Raw genomic sequence first — 16,326 nt, forward strand, 5'->3', positions numbered from 1 at the left:
TGGTGCGAAGTCGAAATAAGCACGGGCATCGCTAACGCTCCCTGCATCCTGGGCGAACACCTGCAGCGACCTTATGCCCGATAATTTGTGCTGACAATCCCTCGCTGACCAGCGGCGACCAGCGGTATGTTTTTTGACGTCATGGTCACATTTTCCCGCTGGCCATGCCTTGGATAGGGCACCCGGTGCGGGTGCCCGCGAGGGGGTTCAGGCGCCGTGCAGGATAAAACCCACCGCATAGCCACCCAGGCGCTCGGCGATGGCCGCTTCCAGGGCCGCGTCGCGCTGCGGCAGATGGATATGGGCCAGCTGGCCGGCCTGGTCGTCGCTCAGCACCTCGACGCGGATGCCGGGTGCCAGTTCGCTCAGGGCGGCCTGGTAGACCCGGGCAATGGCGTCGAAGCGCAGCGCCGGTTTGAAGGTCTTGCCCACTGCGGTCAGCGGGATGGCGTCGATGATCCAGGCATCCTTGGGCACGGCGGCGCGCTCAGGGATATGGGCGGCGGCATGTTCCAGCAGTTCGGCTTCGCTGGCCTGCATGCCGGGCTTGAGCTGCACATAGACCACAGGCAGTTCGCCGGCCTTGAGGTCGGGCTTGCCCACGGCGGCGGCCAGGGCCACGGCCGGGTGCTTGTGCAGCGCCTCCTCGATCATCTGCGGGTCGATATTGTGGCCGCCGCGGATGATCAGGTCCTTGCTGCGCCCGGTCAGCCAGACGTAGCCATCGGCATCGATGCGGCCCAGGTCGCCGGTGTTGAACCAGTCGCCGTCGACCCAGATGCCGGCGTTCTTGCTGGCCTGCAGATAGCCCTTGAATACCGTGGCGCCGCGTATGCACAGGTTGCCGATCTCGTTGACCGCTGCTTCACGCAGGTACTGGCCCTGCTCGTCGAGCACCTTGATGCTCACTTCGCAGTAGGGAATCGGCAGGCCGATGGAACCCGGGCGACGCTCCCCGGCCGGCGGGTTGGCGCAGCTGCCGCAGGTGCCTTCGGTAAGGCCGTAGCCTTCGATCAGGGTCAGGCCGGTCTTGGCCTCGAACTGGTGGATCAGCTCCACCGGCATCGGCGCGGCGCCGCACAGGGCATATTTCAGCGAGCTCAGGTCATGGCCCTCGCTGGGCACCTGCAACAGGCCGGCATAGATGGTCGGTACGCCGCTGAAGAAACTGACCTTGTGCCGCTCGATCAGCTTCCAGAAGTTGCCGATCAGATTGGGGTTGCGATAGCCCTGGGGCGTGGCCAGCAGCACTTCGGCGCCGCCGAGGAAGGCGGTCAGGCCGGTGACGATCACTCCGTTGACGTGGAACAGCGGCAGGCCGCAGAGGGTCACGTCACCCGGGCCGAAGTCGGTCACCAGGTTCATGCTGTAGGCCATGGCCACTTCGTTGCCGTGGCTGTGGGGTGCCAGCTTGGGCGTACCGGTGGTGCCACCGGTGTGAAAGTAACTGGCGATCTCGTCGGCCTGGATGATCCGGCCACTTTCCAGATGGTCGGCCGGGCAGACGGCGATGGTTTCGTCGAAATCCCGCACGCCCTCCGGCAGCGCCCCGCGTTGGGCCTTGAGGCCACTGCGCTGGGGCTCGGGGAGGAAATTGGCCATGTCCACGCAGAGGATGGCCTTGAGCTTGGGCAGCTGACCGCGCAAGGCCGCCACCTTGTCCCACAGGTCGGTTCCGGGGAAGGGCGCCAGGGTTACCAGCAATTCAGAGTCGGAGGCTTCGATCAGCTCGGCGATATGTTCGGCGTCGAGCAGCGGGTTGATCGCATTGACGATGCCGGCCGCCTCGCCGCCCCAGATGGTGAAGTGGGTCTGCGGCAGGTTGGGCAAGAGGAAGGACACGGCCTTGCCCGGACGCAGGCCGAGGCGATGGAAGGCGTTGGCGGTCTGGGTGATCTTGCCCAGCAGCTCGGCGTAGTTCAGTCGGTAGGCTGTTTCGTCCGCCGTGCCCTGCAGGATAAAGGACAGTGCCGGGGCATCCGGCTGGGCCGCGGCCGTGCGCTGGATCAGCGCATAGGTGCTGGCGGGCAGATCGCGTGCGCTCAGGGGCGTCTGTTCGATCTGGCGGACGTCGGCAAGGCTCTTGATGGCAGGGGTGACGGACATGTTTGTTCTCACTGTTCAGGTGTGCAGGCGCTGCGCCAGCCAGTCGGCGATATCGCGGATTTCCTCGGGCAGCACTTCGTGCCCCATCGGATAGTCGCGCCACTCGACCGGGACCCCGGCAGCGGCCAGGAAGTCGTGGGCGGCGCGGCCCATGGCTGGCAATACGATGTCGTCGAATTTGCCATGTAGAAAGAGTGCGGGCAGTTGTCTTTTTGTATCCGGTACGGCGGTGTTGTCGCTGAAGGTGGGGGCATAGGTAGACAGTGCCAGCACCCCGCCCAGGGGGAACTGCCAGCGTAGGTAGGCGGTATGCAGCACCACCGCGCCGCCCTGGGAGAAGCCGGCGAGGATAATGCGGCTGGGGTCGATGCCGCTGTCGCGCTGCGCTTCCAGCAGTTCGATCACCTGCTGCGCCGAGGCTTCCAGCTGCTCGCGGTCGATGGCCCGGGCCGGGCTCATGGCCAGGATGTCGTACCAGCTGGGCATGGCGTAGCCGCCATTGATGGTCACTGCCCGGGTCGGCGCCTGGGGCAGGACGAAACGGCAATTGGGCAGACGCTGCTGCAGCGCCTCGGCCACCGGCAGGAAGTCGTAACGGTCGGCGCCCAGGCCGTGCAACCAGATGACACAGGCGTCGGCAGTATGTGTGGGCTGAAGGATCAAGGGTTCGTGCATAGAGGCTCCGCAGTGGTGCGTGTGCGCTGATTCAGTGCGCAGGTTAAAACGGCTGTATGAGCAATCTGATAAGAAGTTGTCGCCAGGGTACAAGTTTTGCTCTTGACCTGTCCGTATGGTGTTGCGGGCGCGGTGCTGGTACGGGCCTTGCTAAGACCATGGAGACAGATGACCTTGTAGGTGCCGGTAACACGGCGATCGATCGGGGTACGCAACAGGCGGCCATGCACACAGAGGCCGGTTGTTCGTCTGGGGGGCTTTAATCCTGAGCGATAAGTCACGTGCTACCTGTCTCTGGCTCATGACATCCATGAGTGGGCGAAGCTTTGGGGTGGGATGGCAAATCCACATGGTTGGATAGCCAATCCACGACTAAACTCGCGCAATGACCTGCTGTACTGGTTGCGGTTTTCGCTGCCGAAACCCACAACATGCCCCACAAGGGTACGGTGCAAGGGTCGAGACTCCAACACAACAAAAGCAACTGGAGGTTTTAATGAAGATGGTGAAATCCACCCTGGCAGTACTGACCACCGCTGCAGTTCTCGGTGTCAGTGGTTTTGCACAAGCGGGCGCAACCCTCGACGCGGTGCAGAAAAAAGGTTTCGTGCAATGCGGTATCAGTGATGGTCTGCCTGGCTTCTCCTATGCGGACGAGAAGGGCAACTATTTCGGTCTGGACGTGGATGTGTGCCGCGCTGTGGCCGCCGCCCTGTTCGGCGACGCGACCAAGGTCAAGTACAGTCCGCTGACCGCCAAGGAGCGCTTCACCGCGCTGCAGTCCGGCGAGGTCGATATCCTCTCCCGTAACACCACCTGGACCAGCTCCCGTGACGCGGCGCTCGGCCTGAACTTTACCGGTGTCAACTACTACGATGGCCAGGGCTTCCTGGTGAACAAGAAGCTGGGTGTCGCCAGCGCCAAGGAACTGGACGGCGCCACCGTGTGCATCCAGGCCGGTACCACCACCGAGCTGAACCTCTCCGACTACTTCCGTGCCAACGGCATGAAGTACACCCCCATCACCTACGATACCTCCGACGAGAGCGCCAAGTCGGTGGAAGCCGGCCGTTGCGACGTGCTGACCTCCGACCAGTCGCAGCTGTACGCGCAGCGCATCAAGCTGGCCAACCCGGATCAGTACGTGGTGCTGCCGGAAGTGATCTCCAAGGAGCCCCTGGGCCCAGTGGTACGCCAGGGTGATGACGAGTGGTTCAACATCGTGCGCTGGTCGCTGTTTGCCATGGTCAACGCCGAAGAGCTGGGCGTGACCTCGGAAAACGTTGAAGCAACTGCCAAAGACACCAAGAACCCGGACGTCGCCCGCCTGCTGGGGACTGAAGGTGAGTTCGGCAAGGATCTGAAACTGCCCAAAGACTGGGCCGTGCAGATCGTCAAGCAAGTGGGTAACTACGGTGAGTCCTTCGATCGCAATGTCGGTGCCGGCAGCGAACTGAAGATTGAGCGTGGCCTCAATGCCCTGTGGAACAACGGTGGTCTGCAGTACGCGCCGCCTGTGCGCTGACCCTTGCAACGGGGTGCCTTGGGCACCCCGTTGTCGTTCCTGATCAGATGAACATCGCCCCCGCGCCAGCGGGCGCGATGCTTCAAAGAGGGCTGTTATGCAAACTAGTGCTAATGTCCCGCGTCCCCGGGGTTCGGTCTGGACCGATCCCCAGGTGCGCGCGTGGGTCTTTCAGATTATTGCCGTTATCGCCGTCGTGGCGCTCGGCTGGTATCTCTTCGACAACACCCAGACCAACCTGGAAAAACGCGGCATCGTTTCCGGCTTCGGCTTTCTCGGCAACAGTGCAGGCTTCGGTATTGCCCAGCACCTGATCGAGTACACGGAAAGCGATACCTATGGCCGGGTGTTCCTGGTGGGGTTGCTCAACACCTTGCTGGTGTCCTTTATCGGCATCGTCCTGGCCTCCATTCTCGGCTTTATCCTCGGGGTGGCGCGGCTGTCGCCTAACTGGCTGATCAGCAAGATGGCCACGGTCTACATCGAGACCTTCCGCAATATCCCGCCGTTGCTGCAGATTCTGTTCTGGTACTTCGCGGTGTTCCTGACCCTGCCGGGACCACGGGACAGCCTGGGCATCAACGACACCTTCTTCCTCAATAGTCGCGGCCTGTATATGCCGTCGCCGGGGCCGTCGGAGAACTTCTGGCCCTTTGCCCTGGTGCTGCTGGCAACCATTGCCGCCATCGTCGTCATGGGCCGCTGGGCCAAGGCGCGGCGTGAAGCCACCGGTCAGGTGTTCCATGCCTTCTGGGCGTCGCTGGCCATGATCATCCTGATCCCCGGATTGGCCGTACTGATTGGCGGCAACCCGCTGGTGTGGAGCGTACCGGAGCTTTCCGGCTTCAACTTCCGTGGCGGCTGGGTGCTGATCCCCGAGTTGATGGCCCTGACCCTGGCCCTGACCATCTACACCGCCGCCTTTATCGCCGAGAACGTGCGCTCCGGGATCATGGCGGTCAGCCACGGGCAGACCGAAGCGGCACGCTCCCTGGGCCTGCGGCCGGGCAACACGCTGCGTCTGGTGATCATTCCCCAGGCCCTGCGGGTGATCATTCCGCCGCTGACCAGTCAGTACCTCAACCTGGCGAAGAACTCCTCCCTGGCGGCCGGTATCGGCTACCCGGACATGGTCTCGCTGTTTGCCGGTACGGTGCTCAATCAGACCGGCCAGGCCATCGAGGTGATCGCCATCACCATGAGCGTGTACCTGGCCATCAGTATCAGCATTTCCCTGCTGATGAACTGGTACAACAAGCGCATTGCGCTGATCGAGCGGTAAGGAGCAGCCCATGCAGACCCATAGTTTCAAACCCGATCTGCCGCCACCGGTGCTCAGTGTCGGTGTCCTGGGTTGGCTGCGTGCCAACCTGTTCTCCAACTGGTTCAACACCCTGTTGACCTTCTTTGCCATCTACCTGATCTGGCTGATTGTGCCGCCGATCATCCAGTGGGCCTTTATCAATGCCGACTGGACCGGCACCACCCGCGCCGACTGCACCAGCGGCGGCGCCTGCTGGGTGTTTGTGCAGCAGCGCCTGGGCCAGTTCATGTATGGCTTCTATCCCACCGAGTTGCGCTGGCGGGTGGATGCCACCCTGTGGCTGGCGATTATCGGCGCGGCGCCGCTGTTTGTGCCGCAGATGCCGCGCAAGGCACTGTATGGCCTGGGCTTTCTGCTGGTTTACCCCGTGCTGGCCTACTGGCTGCTGCATGGCGGTCTGTTCGGCCTGTCGGTGGTCTCCACCAGCCAGTGGGGCGGCTTGCTGCTGACCCTGGTGATTGCTGCTGTGGGTATTTCCGGCGCCTTGCCTCTGGGCATTCTGCTGGCCCTGGGACGGCGTTCGAACATGCCGGCGATTCGGGTCATCTGCGTGACCTTTATCGAGTTTTGGCGCGGCGTGCCGCTGATCACCGTGCTGTTTATGTCCTCGGTGATGCTGCCGCTGTTCCTGCCCGAAGGCATGCACTTCGACAAGCTGATGCGCGCCCTGCTCGGGGTCATCCTGTTCCAGTCGGCCTATATCGCCGAGGTGGTGCGCGGTGGCCTGCAGGCCATTCCCAAGGGGCAGTACGAAGCGGCTGCGGCCATGGGCCTGGGCTACTGGCGGATGATGGGCCTGGTGATCCTGCCGCAGGCGCTCAAGCTGGTGATCCCCGGCATCGTCAATACCTTTATTGCGCTGTTCAAGGACACCAGCCTGGTGATCATCATCGGCCTGTTCGACCTGCTCAACAGCATCAAGCAAGCGACCACCGACCCGGCCTGGCTTGGCATGGCCACCGAAGGCTATGTGTTCGCCGCCCTGGTGTTCTGGATTTTCTGTTTTGGTATGTCCCGCTACTCCATGCATTTGGAGAGGAAGCTGGACACCGGCCATAAGCGTTAGGAGTTTTTTCCATGTCTGAAGCAAACAAGCAACCCAGCGCCGAGCCGATGATCCTGATGCAGGGCGTGCACAAGTGGTACGGCCAGTTCCATGTGCTCAAGGACATCAACCTGAGCGTGCAGGCCGGCGAGCGCATCGTGCTCTGCGGTCCGTCCGGCTCGGGCAAGTCCACCGCCATCCGCTGCCTCAACCGTCTGGAAGAGCACCAGCAGGGGCGCATCGTGGTCGATGGCACCGAGCTGACCCAGGACCTCAAGCACATCGAAGCGGTGCGCCGCGAGGTAGGCATGGTGTTCCAGCACTTCAACCTGTTCCCGCACCTGACCGTGCTGCAGAACTGCACCCTGGCGCCGATGTGGGTGCGCAAGATGCCCAAACGTCAGGCCGAGGAAATTGCCATGCACTTTCTTGAGCGCGTGCGCATTCCGGAGCAGGCCGGCAAGTACCCGGGGCAGCTCTCCGGCGGTCAGCAGCAGCGGGTGGCGATCGCCCGGGCGCTGTGCATGAAGCCGAAGATCATGTTGTTCGACGAGCCGACCTCGGCCCTCGATCCGGAAATGGTCAAGGAAGTACTGGACACCATGGTCAGCCTGGCCGAAGACGGTATGACCATGCTCTGCGTGACCCACGAGATGGGCTTTGCCCGTACCGTGGCGAACCGGGTGATCTTCCTCGACAAGGGCGAGATCGTCGAACAGGCCGACCCGGATACCTTCTTTACCAACCCGCAGAACGAGCGCACCCAGCTGTTCCTCAGTCAGATCCTGCACTGAGACGGTCGCGCCGACGAGAAGGGAGCCTGCGGGCTCCCTTTTTTATTCTGGGAGGCGGCTTTCTGGCGCGCCTCGCAGCACTTTGCGAAAGGCCCCGGGTGTTTCGCCGCAGAGCTGCTTGAACACTTTGGCAAAGGTGGCGCGGTCGGCGTAGCCGACCTGGGTCGCGATCTGTTCCAGGGACGCGCTGTGCTGCGACAGTGCCCGTTGCGCTTGTGTGATGCGCAGGCGCTGCAGGTAATCGTGGGGCGTCAGTCCGGTGTTTTCCTTGAACCGGCGCAACAGGGTGCGCGGTGAGCAGTGGGCCTGCTGGGCCAGGCGGGCGAGGTCGATGGCTTCGCCGTGATGGGCCTGCAACCACTGCAGCAGCGGCGCCAGAGGGCTGTCGCGCCTGATCTCCGGCAATAACGGGGCAAAGCGAGACTGCTGGCCGCGCTGGCTGTCGAACACCAGGGCATTGGCCACCTGGCGCGCCAGCTCGTTATCGGCATGCTGGCCGATCAGGTGCAGGCACAGGTCGAGCCCGGCATGGGCGCCGCCGGAACTGAGCAGGTGACCGTCCTCGCACAGCAGTTGTTCGATCTGCAGCTCGACCTGGGGAAAACGCTGGCGGAACTGCCGGGCCAGGGCCCAATGAGTCGTGGCGCGGCGTCCGTCGAGCAGGCCGCTGGCGGCCAGCAGAAAGGCACTGCTGCACAGGCTGGCCAGCTGTTGTGCTGGTGGCCTTTGCGCCAGCCAGGGCAGCAGAGCGGCATTGTGCGCAAGATTGCGCTCGATGGCGCTGCCGGTGGCGGGCAGCAGAATCAGGTCAGCCTGTTCCGCCAGGCGCAGGTCGCCATCGACCGCGATACGGGCAAAGTCCAGCTCCACTGCCTGGCCATCCAGGCTGACACGCTGCAGCTGGAACAGCGGCCGGGCGGCCAGCTGATTGGCCAGGTTAAAGGCGTCCATAGCCATGCTCAGGCTGGAGCAGACGGTTTGCGGGCAGATATACAGGGCGATCTTGAGCATAGGTGACCGGCGTTATGCAGGGTTTGGCGATTATTGACACAAAATTGTCTTTACCGCCAATCGCGCTTTGCCTCCCTCGGGGCAATACTGCAGGCAGTCCCTTATTCGGAGTCTTGATCCCATGTCCCAGGCCAATGTCGAACTGATCACCCGTTTCTACCAGGCGTTCCAGCAGCGCGATGCCGAAACCATGGCCGCCTGTTATGCCGAGGATGTGCAGTTCAGCGACCCGGTATTTACCGATTTGCGCGGGGCGGATGCCGACGATATGTGGCGCATGCTCTGTGCCAAGGCCCAGGATTTCTCCCTGACCTTCGATGGCGTGACGGCGGACGAACACAGTGGCCAGGCGCATTGGGTGGCCAGCTACACCTTTAGCCAGACCGGTAACCGGGTGGTGAATCGGATCGATGCCCGCTTTCGTTTTCGTGATGGCAAGATCAGCGAGCACCGCGACCAGTTCGACCTGTGGGGCTGGGCAGCCCAGGCCCTGGGGCTCAAGGGCCGTTTGCTGGGCTGGGCGCCCTTTGTGCAGAACGCCATTCGCCAGCAGGCGGGCAAGGGCCTGGCGGCCTTCCAGAAGAATCGTTAAGGGCGCCTCTGTTAAGCTCGGCGGCCGTGTTGACTGTCTGCTGATTTAACCGATGCCAGATGTAAGCCCTGTCGAGATGCCTGCTGCCGCCAAACCCTGGTTTGTCTACCTGGTGCGGGCCGCCAATGGCGCGCTGTACTGCGGTATCAGCGATGACCCGCACAAACGCTTTGCCAAGCACCAGAGCGGCAAGGGTGCGCGCTTTTTCCATTCCAGCCCGGCTCAGGCCCTGGTCTATATCGAAGCCTGCGCCGGCAAGGGCGAGGCTTTGCGCCGCGAGCGGGCGATCAAGGCCCTGGGCAAGGCGGCCAAGGAAAGCCTGGTCGCGGCCAGCCCTGTTATCGCTGCGGCTGATAACGTGCCATCAGCATAGGCGGGTAGGCCCCGGCGCTGGGCAGGGTTAAGCTGATTGCCTTATCTGACTGCTGCGGAGCCTGTTATGCACGAGTTGATCCTGCACCATTACCCGACCTCGCCCTTCGCCGAGAAGGCGCGCCTGATGCTCGGCTTCAAGCAGCTGTCCTGGCGCTCGGTAATGATCCCGCCGGTGATGCCCAAGCCGGACCTGACCGCCCTCACCGGTGGCTACCGCAAGACCCCGGTGCTGCAGGTGGGCGCCGATATCTATTGCGACACCGCGCTGATCGCCCGCCGCCTGGAAGCGGAAAAGAGCACTCCGGCACTGTTTCCCGAAGGCCAGGAGTTCAATGTCGCCTGCTTTGCCCAATGGGCCGACTCCCAGGTCTTTCTGCACGCGGTAAGCCTGGTGTTTCAGCCAGCCTCCATTGCCGCCCGTTTTGGCAAGCTGCCGCCGGAATTTCTCAAGGCCTTTATCGCCGACCGCGCCAAGTTGTTCGACGGCGGCCTGGCCACCCGTCTGCCGCTGGAGCAGGCCCAGCATCAGTGGCCGGTGTTGATGGGCCGTCTTGAGCAGCAGTTGCAGCGCGAGCAGGGCGATTTCCTCTTCGGCGAACCGTCTCTTGCCGATATCGCCATGGCTCACCCGCTGTGGTTCCTGCGCAGCAGCCCGGTGACCGCGCCCCTGGTGGATGATTACCCAGCGGTGGCCACCTGGCTTAACCGCGTGCTGGATTTCGGCCATGGCTCCAGCAGCGAGCTGAGCGGCGAAGAGGCCGTGGCCATTGCCTTTGAGGCCACCCCGGCGGCCTTGCCGGATGAGGCCTTTAGCGACCCCAATGGCTTTGTCGCGGGTCAGCGGGTGAGCATCGCGGCCATCGACTATGGCGTCGATGGGGTGGAGGGTGAGCTGCTTTATGCCGGGCGTGAAGAGCTGATCCTGCGCCGTGAAGACCCTCGCGCCGGTACGGTGCATGTACACTTTCCGCGTATGGGCTTTGCCATCAAGGCGTTGTAAGGGGCTGAAGCCGCTATGTGCTCAGTACGGCAGGCTTAGGCCTGCCATGCAGAGGCGGCTATAGGTAGGGGGCGCTGTGCGCACCACGTTTGGCAGCGCAATAGCGGTGCGCACGGCGCACCCTACAGAACCAGTCCATCTTAAGTTCAGTGGAGCTGAGCGAACGCAACAGGCTATTGGGGCATAGCCTTAATCGGACCGCAGATCGTCCAGGCTGAAGGGTGCCGGGTTATCCGGCCAGTCCAGCTGCAGGCGTTCCAACTCCCGGGCCAGCAGGCTGGCCACCAGCCAGTCGCGCATCCAGCGGTGTTCCGCCGGGATCACATACCAGGGCGCTGCCGGAGTATGGGTGGCGCTGAGCTGTTCGGCCCAGCGCTGCTGGCGCAGGTCATACTCACGGTAGCTGTGCAGGTCGCTGGCATGCAGCTTCCAGCGCTTGTGGGGTTTCTCCAGACGCTCGCACAGGCGTTGATACTGCTCAGCTTTGGAAATATGCAAAAAGCACTTCAAGGGCTGCAGGTGCTGCTGCGGCCACTGGCTTTCCAGGCCGATAATCGCCTGTTGCCGCGCCGGCAGGTCGGCGTCGCTGCACAGGCCATCCAGGGGGTCGCTGATCAGCCCTTCGTAATAGCTGCGGTTGAATACCCCAAGCAGACCGGGGCCGGGCAGACGGCGCTGGTAGCGCCAGAGAAAATCATGGCGCTGCTCGCAGGCGTCGGGCCGGGCAAAGCTGTGCAGGCGCAAGCCCTGCGGGTCAATGGCGTTGAGCACGCGGCGGATCACCCCATCCTTGCCCGAGCAGTCGGTGCCTTGCAGGATCAGCAGCAGCGCATCGCGCCGGTTGGCCCAGAGCATGCGCTGCTGGCGATTGAGCCAGGGCCGCAGTTCGGCCAGCGCCTGCTGAGCCGCGCATTTGTCCAGGCCGAAATCCCGCGCCGGATCTTGCCCGAAGGGTGCCGTCGGGTTGCATCGGCAGGAATCAAGCAGGTCGTCCGGCAGTCGACTCATGGCTGTGGCAGGTCGTTTAAAAACGTAGGCGAGGCAGCCGAGGCAAGGCGCTACGTAGTAACAGCCTCCGGCTGGTCAAAGCGGCGAAAAAGCGGCGTTTACTGGTGTAAATGAGCATTTTGAGCCTGTTTTTAACGCCGAATCGGCAACGTAGGTAGTTTTTCAGCGGCCTGTTAGCCCTTGCGCCGCTTGAGCTGATCGGTGAGCTGGGTGGGCAGATTGCGAATCACCAGGGTGTCGCTGCTTTCGTCGTACTCGATCTTCGAGCCGAGCAGATGCGCCTCGAAGCTGATCGACAGGCCTTCGGCGCGGCCGGTAAAGCGCTGGAACTGACTCAAGGTGCGTTTGTCCGCCGGAAACTCCGGGGCCATGCCGTAATCCTTGTTGCGGATATGTTCATAAAAGGCGCGGGGGCGGTCCTCATCGATCAGTCCGGACAGCTCGTCGAGGGTGATGGGCTCGCCTTGCTTGGCCTGGCTGGCGGCATAGCTGACCAGGGTCTTGGTCTTCTCGCGGGCCTGTTCCTCCGGTAGATCCTCGCTTTCCACGAAGTCGCTGAAGGCCTTGAGCAGGGTGCGGGTTTCCCCCGGGCCATCGACCCCTTCCTGGCAACCGATAAAGTCGCGGAAGTACTCCGAAACCTTCTTGCCGTTCTTGCCCTTGATAAAGGAGATGTACTGCTTGGAGTGGGGGTTGTTGCGCCATTCGCTGATATTGATCCGCGCCGCCAGGTGCAGCTGGGCCAGATCCAGGTGCTTGGCCGGAGTCACGTCCAGCGCCTCGTTGACCGCCACCCCTTCGCTGTGATGCAGCAGGGCAATGGCCAGGTAATCGGTCATGCCCTGCTGGTAATGGGCGAACAGCACATGGCCGCCGGTGGACAGGTTGGATTCCTCCATCAGCTTCTGCAGCTGCTCGACGGCCTGGCGGCTGAATGCGGTGAAGTCCTGCTCGCCGTCCAGGTAGCGCTTGAGCCAGCCGCTGAACGGATAAGCCCCGGATTCTTCATGGAACAGGCCCCAGGCCTTGCCCTGTTTGGCGTTATAGCTTTCGTTGAGATCGGCGAGCATGTTCTCGATGGCCTGGGAACTGGCCAGTTCGGTGTCCCGGGCATGCAGCACGGCGGGGCTGCCATCGGGTTTCTTGTCGATCAGGTGGACGATGCAGTGGCGGATCGGCATATCAGGTGCGGCCTTTGAGGTAATCGCTGTAATCGGGGACGCGGCGCTCAAGCGCAACGTCCAGCAGGGAGGAGCTGAACATCATGTCGGCGCTGGCTTCGTTGCAGGCCACCGGAATATTCCACAGCGCGGCGATGCGCAGCAGGGCCTTGACGTCGGGGTCATGGGGCTGGGCGCAGAGCGGATCCCAGAAAAACACAAGCAGGTCGATACGGCCCTCGGCAATGCCGGCACCAATCTGCTGGTCACCGCCCAGTGGGCCGGACATCAGGCACTCTACCGGCAGTTTCAGGTGCTCGGCGAGCAGGCGCCCGGTGGTGCCGGTGGCGCACAGGCGATGCTGGCTGAGCTGCGCACGGTGGCGCTGGGCCCAGGCCAGCAGCTCGTCTTTCATATGGTCGTGGGCGACCATGGCAATGGTCTTCTGGGCCGGCAGGTGCTTGCGCTGGAACTGCATGCTGGGGACTCCTGTTCAGGCTGCGCAGTTTACCCCAGGGACTCGCCCGGGGTCGCCCGGCGCTTCTGCAGGGTATGCAGGCGTTCGATCACATAGCGCAGGTGCACATGCAGTTCGTACAGCTCGTTGGAGTAGGACAGCGGCACGTCCACTGAGGCCAGTTCGTCCTCCAGTTGTTCCAGGCGCTCGATTTCCCGATCCAGTACGTCGGGGAGGGTGCCGGTATGCAGCTTGCGGTCGATTTCGCGCAGATGTTTGTACCAGCGGTAGATGCGCGCGCGGATGCGCCACTGGTAGATCGGCCCCACTGCCTTGAATAGCGGGATCATCACCACGATCAGGGGGATCAGCAGGATGATATAGCGGTCGGCCAGGGAGGCGATGCGAAACGGCAGATAGCGCTGCAGGATCGGCAGGCCCTTGGCGTAATAATGCTCGGCATCCTTGTGCAGCTCGAAGGTGCGTGGCTCGGCGCTGGGAAAGCTGCCGGCGGCGTCGAGCAGGGTACCGTTCTTCATTACCTCGCGGCTGGCGGCGAGAAACAGCGGCACCAGGCCGGGGTTGAAGTCCTCGTTGACCACCAGGGTGGCGACCGGTGCCAGCACCTGAGTGTCCCGGGACGGGCTGTTGCGTGCCAGGTCCAGCAGGCCTTCGCCTACCGTTACCCGATTGAAGAAGGGCAGGCGCGCGGCGTAGGCGTCGGCGCGGCGAAAGTGCGCCAGTTGCAGTTCGGGATGGGCGGCCAGTTGCTGCACCAGGGTGTTTTCCGCCGGGCCGACAAAGAAGGCTGCATCCAGCTCGCCGGCCTGCAGGGCGCGAGCGGCCTTGCCGCCACCGAGGCTCTGCCAGCTGGCGGGGTACTGCTCGGGGTGGATGCCGTTGACCGCGAGGATCGCCTCGCCGGCTGCGCGGGTGCCGCTGCCTTCACCCCCCAGGCCCAGGCGCAGGGGCAGCAGGTCGGCGATACGGTCGAGCTCGATGTCGCGGCGATGGAACAGCCACAGGGGTTCCTGATAGATGGCCCCCAGGCTTTGCAGGAGCGCCTGCTGCTCCCCGCTCAGCTGACGCTCCAGGCCACTCTGTACCAGGGCGATCTGCACCTGGGGCTGCTCGGCCAGCAGTTGCTGCAGGTTGTCCCGCGAGCCGGAGGTGGGCACCAGGGTCAGCTCGAAGCCCTCCTTGGCCAGCTCGGCCTTGAGCTGTTCGGCGAACTTCTGGTAGGCGCCACCCTGGGTGCCGGTGGCCATGCTGGCGGTCATCGGCGGTGGCGGGGCGACAAACTGGAACAATGCCCAGACCAGGCCGGCCACCACCGGTACTATCCACAGGTTGGCCAGCAGCATGATTTTCAGGTCATTGAGTACACGGGGCATGGGGCATCCTTTCTGGGTTACTGCCCCAAGCATAGTGGTCTGAAGCTGTTCAGGTCACCCTCAGGCGCTGTCCTCGTGTTTCGCGGGCGTAATCCAGCAGCGCCAGCAGGGCCAGAAGCCCCAGGGCATAGCCGCCATCCACCCCGAGCATCAGCAACACCAGGGTGCACAGCAGTGCGCTGAAGGCGGCCAGAGCGCGCCATATGCCGCGCAGCAGTACCCAGCCTGCAGCCATGCTCAGCAGGTAGATGACCACGAAATTGCCATTGGCGTAGCGGATCAGGTCGTCCACCGTCAGGCTGAACAACTGGGCCAGGCCGGTGCACAGGGCGCAGGCCAGGATCACCAGCAGCAGGGCGCGGACCGGTACGCCGTGCTGGTTGCGCTGGGCCAGGGGGGCGGGCAGCTTGCCTTCGTCGGCCAGGCTCCAGATCAGCCGGGCGAAGCCCTGCATATAGACGTTCATCGAGGCGAAGCAGGCCAGGTAGCCGACAGTGGCGGCTATCCAGCGTGCCTGCTCGCCCAGCAGCAGGTCGAGCATACGCGGCAGGGAGGCCGCGTCGGTCTGCACATCGCCATAGGTATGCAGGCTTAGAACCGCCACCGAGCAGGCCCAGTACACCAGGCCGGCCAGCAGCACACCGAACAGCAGGGCCAGGGGGAAGTCGCGCTCGGGGTTCTTGAACTCCTCACCCATATGGGTAAAGGCCTCGATGCCGACAAAACACCAGAACATCACCCCCAGCGCCGCCGGCAGCAGGTGCCAGGAACCGCTGATCGCTGGCAGTAGCGGCTGGCTGTTGACGGGCAGATCGCCCACCCACCAGATCAGCGCAATGGTGACGATAATCGCCACGGCTATACCGCCCTGAATCATCCCGCTGGCCTTGGCCGGGCGTTGGCCGAGCAACAACATGGCGGCGAGGGTGGCCAGCTGGATCGCCAGGGCCTGGCCACGGCTTAGATCGAACAGTGCCTGCCAGAAACCGCTGGCGATATTCAGCGCCGCCGGCAAACCCACCGGCAGCACGGCGAGAAACAGCAGCGCACTCAGGCGTTCCATCCGCGCACCGAAGGCGCGGCCTATAAGGTGCGGCGCGCCGCCGGCATGAGGGAAGTGGCGGCCCAGTTGGGCAAAGGTAAAGGCCACCGGCAGCACCAGGGCGATCAGCAGCATCCAGGCCCATAACGACGCTTCGCCGGCAGCGGTGGCGGCCAGCGCCGGGATCACGAAAATCCCGGTGCCCAGCAGCGAGGTACTCAGCAGGCCAATCCCTTGCAGCAGGCCCAGTTCCTGACTTAGACGACTCATGTTGTATGCTCTGCGGTTTCGTTCGCCATGTTAAATCGCCCAGCTGTTGCAGGCTGCTGGCGAAGCGTCGGCTTTTACCGACGAGTTGGCGCAACTGGCCGTCAAATTGCCTTTTCCGAGAGCCCCGCGTGGACAAGTTCGATCAGCAGATACTCGCCCTGTTGCGCGCCGATGCGCGTTTACCCGTCAGCCAGATCGCCCGCGAGGTCAATCTATCGCGCTCGGCCGTCAGCGAGCGGATTCGTCAGCTGGAGCACAGCGGCGTGATCGGCGGCTATCACGCCCAGGTGGCGCTGCCGGGTGAGGCGGCGATCAAGGCCTATCTGGAACTGTTCTATCAGGGCGGGCGCTGTGAGCACTATGTCGAGCTGATGCGCGTGTTCCCCGAGGTGCGCCGCTGCAGCGGCATCAGCGGCGAGACCGATATGCTGGTGGTGATCGAAGCTGCTTCGATGCAGCGTTTGAGCGAGATTCGCGGCGAGATCGAAAACTTCCCCGGCATGCAGAAAGTGAAGACCCATATGGTGGTCAAGGATTGGGTGTTCTAG

16 protein-coding genes are annotated in these 16,326 nt (G+C 63.3%); 8 read left to right on the plus strand and 8 right to left on the minus strand.

Features of this window, described 5'->3' with window-relative positions; translation table 11 throughout:
• Positions 1-207 precede the first annotated feature (207 nt).
• Both GJV18_RS07130 and GJV18_RS07135 read right to left on the minus strand, forming a co-directional pair.
• Positions 208-2,106 (minus strand): acyl-CoA synthetase, encoded by a 1,899-nt coding sequence (locus tag GJV18_RS07130; protein ID WP_160344004.1) that lies wholly within the window; start codon positions 2,104-2,106, stop codon positions 208-210.
• Between the two features lie 15 nt (positions 2,107-2,121).
• Positions 2,122-2,781 (minus strand): alpha/beta hydrolase, encoded by a 660-nt coding sequence (locus tag GJV18_RS07135; RefSeq protein WP_160344005.1) that lies wholly within the window; start codon positions 2,779-2,781, stop codon positions 2,122-2,124.
• A gap of 496 nt (positions 2,782-3,277) precedes the next feature.
• On the opposite strand from GJV18_RS07135, the gene GJV18_RS07140 reads away from it, so the two are divergent.
• The 4 genes from GJV18_RS07140 to GJV18_RS07155 all read left to right on the plus strand — a co-directional run bounded on the left by GJV18_RS07140 (position 3,278) and on the right by GJV18_RS07155 (position 7,469).
• The gene (locus tag GJV18_RS07140) at positions 3,278-4,306 is read left to right on the plus strand and encodes an amino acid ABC transporter substrate-binding protein (RefSeq protein WP_160344006.1); all 1,029 of its coding nucleotides are present in this window, start codon (positions 3,278-3,280) and stop codon (positions 4,304-4,306) included.
• A 97-nt stretch (positions 4,307-4,403) separates the two neighbouring features.
• Complete coding sequence (locus GJV18_RS07145; protein ID WP_178113418.1) at positions 4,404-5,588, plus strand: amino acid ABC transporter permease; 1,185 nt, start codon at positions 4,404-4,406, stop codon at positions 5,586-5,588.
• Positions 5,589-5,598: 10 nt separating this feature from the next.
• A complete protein-coding gene (locus GJV18_RS07150; RefSeq protein WP_160344007.1) occupies positions 5,599-6,696 on the plus strand; it encodes an amino acid ABC transporter permease in 1,098 nt (365 codons plus the stop codon).
• Between the two features lie 11 nt (positions 6,697-6,707).
• Positions 6,708-7,469 (plus strand): amino acid ABC transporter ATP-binding protein, encoded by a 762-nt coding sequence (locus tag GJV18_RS07155; protein ID WP_160344008.1) that lies wholly within the window; start codon positions 6,708-6,710, stop codon positions 7,467-7,469.
• 42 nt (positions 7,470-7,511) lie between these two features.
• On the opposite strand, the gene GJV18_RS07160 is transcribed toward GJV18_RS07155, so the two are convergent.
• Positions 7,512-8,480 (minus strand): GlxA family transcriptional regulator, encoded by a 969-nt coding sequence (locus GJV18_RS07160; protein ID WP_160344009.1) that lies wholly within the window; start codon positions 8,478-8,480, stop codon positions 7,512-7,514.
• 121 nt (positions 8,481-8,601) lie between these two features.
• Between GJV18_RS07160 and GJV18_RS07165 the strand changes: the two genes are divergently transcribed.
• The 3 genes from GJV18_RS07165 (at position 8,602) to GJV18_RS07175 (ending at position 10,447) form a co-directional block, all read left to right on the plus strand.
• Positions 8,602-9,072, plus strand: coding sequence for a nuclear transport factor 2 family protein (locus GJV18_RS07165; protein WP_160344010.1), 471 nt, complete (start codon positions 8,602-8,604; stop codon positions 9,070-9,072).
• Positions 9,073-9,148: 76 nt separating this feature from the next.
• Entirely contained in the window at positions 9,149-9,445 is a 297-nt protein-coding gene (locus tag GJV18_RS07170) for a GIY-YIG nuclease family protein (protein ID WP_160346024.1), read from the plus strand.
• 66 nt (positions 9,446-9,511) lie between these two features.
• Entirely contained in the window at positions 9,512-10,447 is a 936-nt protein-coding gene (locus GJV18_RS07175; protein WP_160344011.1) for a glutathione S-transferase family protein, read from the plus strand.
• A 189-nt stretch (positions 10,448-10,636) separates the two neighbouring features.
• On the opposite strand, the gene GJV18_RS07180 is transcribed toward GJV18_RS07175, so the two are convergent.
• The 5 genes from GJV18_RS07180 to yjeH all read right to left on the minus strand — a co-directional run bounded on the left by GJV18_RS07180 (position 10,637) and on the right by yjeH (position 15,778).
• Positions 10,637-11,455, minus strand: a complete 819-nt coding sequence (locus GJV18_RS07180; RefSeq protein ID WP_160344012.1) for a polyphosphate kinase 2 family protein — start codon at positions 11,453-11,455, stop codon at positions 10,637-10,639.
• 173 nt (positions 11,456-11,628) lie between these two features.
• Complete coding sequence (yejK, locus tag GJV18_RS07185; RefSeq protein ID WP_160344013.1) at positions 11,629-12,636, minus strand: nucleoid-associated protein YejK; 1,008 nt, start codon at positions 12,634-12,636, stop codon at positions 11,629-11,631.
• A gap of 1 nt (position 12,637) precedes the next feature.
• Positions 12,638-13,093, minus strand: a complete 456-nt coding sequence (locus GJV18_RS07190) for a methylglyoxal synthase (RefSeq protein WP_160344014.1) — start codon at positions 13,091-13,093, stop codon at positions 12,638-12,640.
• A 29-nt stretch (positions 13,094-13,122) separates the two neighbouring features.
• Positions 13,123-14,466, minus strand: coding sequence for a TAXI family TRAP transporter solute-binding subunit (locus tag GJV18_RS07195; protein ID WP_160344015.1), 1,344 nt, complete (start codon positions 14,464-14,466; stop codon positions 13,123-13,125).
• Positions 14,467-14,515: 49 nt separating this feature from the next.
• Positions 14,516-15,778, minus strand: a complete 1,263-nt coding sequence (yjeH, locus tag GJV18_RS07200; protein WP_160344016.1) for an L-methionine/branched-chain amino acid transporter — start codon at positions 15,776-15,778, stop codon at positions 14,516-14,518.
• A gap of 128 nt (positions 15,779-15,906) precedes the next feature.
• On the opposite strand from yjeH, the gene GJV18_RS07205 reads away from it, so the two are divergent.
• On the plus strand, positions 15,907-16,326 hold the full coding sequence (locus GJV18_RS07205) for an Lrp/AsnC family transcriptional regulator (RefSeq protein WP_160344017.1): 420 nt from the start codon (positions 15,907-15,909) through the stop codon (positions 16,324-16,326).

Origin of the sequence: Pseudomonas xionganensis, from assembly GCF_009763245.1 — a bacterium.
Lineage (GTDB): Bacteria > Pseudomonadota > Gammaproteobacteria > Pseudomonadales > Pseudomonadaceae > Aquipseudomonas > Aquipseudomonas xionganensis.